This is a genomic window from Methylosinus sp. sav-2, from assembly GCF_004366495.1.
Classification (GTDB): domain Bacteria; phylum Pseudomonadota; class Alphaproteobacteria; order Rhizobiales; family Beijerinckiaceae; genus Methylosinus.
In genome coordinates, this window is the sequence record NZ_SOEJ01000043.1 from 1 (window position 1) to 1,868 (window position 1,868).

At 62.6% G+C, this 1,868-nt stretch carries 3 protein-coding genes; all 3 read right to left on the bottom strand.

Annotated features, from left to right (window positions below; translation table 11 throughout):
* Positions 1-494, bottom strand: a 494-nt coding sequence (locus tag EDE12_RS21630; RefSeq protein WP_134188314.1) for a methane monooxygenase/ammonia monooxygenase subunit A, incomplete at its 3' end; no start/stop codon positions are given.
* A 251-nt stretch (positions 495-745) separates the two neighbouring features.
* Positions 746-1,516, bottom strand: coding sequence for a bacterial ammonia monooxygenase, subunit AmoC (gene amoC, locus EDE12_RS21635; protein ID WP_024880171.1), 771 nt, complete (start codon positions 1,514-1,516; stop codon positions 746-748).
* Positions 1,517-1,683: 167 nt separating this feature from the next.
* Positions 1,684-1,868: hypothetical protein (locus EDE12_RS22185; RefSeq protein ID WP_208326076.1), on the bottom strand; the 185-nt coding region annotated here is incomplete at its 5' end.

Here is a 1,868-nt window from a genome sequence, read left to right on the forward strand (position 1 = left end):
TTGTTCGGGTAGAACAGCAGACCCCAGCCCAGGGCGCCGACCACAGCCGTGATCACATAGGAGCCCGACAGCAGCAGGATGATGTCCAGCCACAGGGCCGGAACGACCAGAGCCGACGGGAACACCAGGCTGATCGGGAAGTAGGTCCAGCCCCAGAAGTTCACATAGCGGTTGATCCACTCGCCGATGAGCAGACCCAGAACCGCGAAGGTCGCGCCGAACGGGAGACGGAAGTTCTCCCACAGGAACGCCTGAGCGGCGGCCGCGAAGGTCACGCCCAGGATCGGGATGACGGTCGGCCACATACGACGGTCTTTCCAGTCGACCCAGAAGTCCCAGTCGCCAGCCGTCAGCATGAAGTGAATATGATAGCCGCCCAGCACTGCCAGAAACAGCAGCGTCAGAATCAGCCAATCGGAGGTCTTAACGCATCCCGCCGCTTCCGCGACAGAATGGAAAGGCCCGATTGCCCCCCCGCTCTTCGATGTAGACATCACTCTTCTCCTTGGTGTCTGTCCGCCCGGCGTCTTCGCGCCGGCGTCTCGAGACCTGCCTCCGGCTCTCTCGCGCCGGATTGTCCTTTGGAATTCGCCCCGCCGATCTCCCGCCGATCCCTCTCCGAAACCCCGTCCGAACCGCCGCCGCGCGGCCGTCCGGACGAAGCCTCGTTCCGGGAGCATTCGGAAAAATTCGCCGGAGGCGGCCGTCCGCGACACTGCGCGGGCGGCCGATATTCAGGCCGCTATCAGCCGATCAGCGCCGCAACGCCGTCCTTGCCGAGCAGGCGCTTCACGCCAGCCAGGATCTGCAGGACGACGCCGAACACGCCCAGAGCCATCCAGCCGAAGAACACGAAGCCCCAATGCAGCGGAGCGACGAACAGCTCTTCCATGAACCAGAAGGTGTGGCCCCACTCGTTCAGGCCGACGTTCGGGATGATCATGAACGGGCCGATGGCCACGATCAGGAACGCCAGCGAATAGCCGTGCGCGAAGAACGGAATGCGGGTCTTGGCGTAGAAGAACGAGCCCACGCCCATGATCGAGTAGATCGGGTAGCTGAGATAGAACTCGATGATGTGCGACGGGGTGAAGTCCGTGTCGCGAATCACGGTCATGTGCCAGGTGCCGTCCTGCTCCGTGAAGAAGCTGGCGCCCCAGTAGATGGCCACCGAGTAGACCGTCAGCCACTGCAGCAGCACGACGTGACGACGAAGCTCCTCACGCGGAGAAACCGCGTCGACATTGCGGTCGCGGGTCTTCCACAGATAGCCGGCGAGGCCGAGACCGGCGACGAGCTCCAGCGGAATCTCCGTCCACAGCATCGTCAGCCAATACGTCTGGAACTCCGGAGCGAACGAGTCGAGACCCGCGCGCCAGCCGAAGATCTGCTCATAGATACGGATGAACAGGTAGAAAATGTTGAGGACGGCGATGCCGATCCACATGGTCTTCAGGTCCACGATGGCATCTGAGCCGGCGGCTGCGCCGGCCGATGTCTCTGTCGTTACGCTCATCTCAATTCCTCCTAAGTGCTCCCAGGGATTCTCGAAGCGTTTTCGCCGCGTCCCGCCTCCCTGCTCGGCACGCGCCTTCGTCTCCAACGGTTGATTGTCGTCGCTGCGGCCTCGTGCTCGACGAGCCGCTGTCCCGACCTCCCGCTCTCACCGCCCAGCGACCCCTCTCAAAAGGACCCGCCGACGGCATTTTTCTTCTTTGCTCGGAGACGAATTTTCTCGAAACCGCCGCGCGAAACGAAAGCCCCAGACCCCCCGGCGCCTCCCAGCGCCAAAACATCCAAAACGCCCTCGTTCGGCGAGCCGCAACCATTTCCGTTCCGCCTCGTAATGACAATATCCAATGGGGTAG

Coding starts and splice junctions, on each gene's coding strand:
- amoC (WP_024880171.1), bottom strand. CDS start 1,516: ATGAGCGTAACGACAGAGACATCGGCCGGCGCAGCCGCCGGCTCAGAT.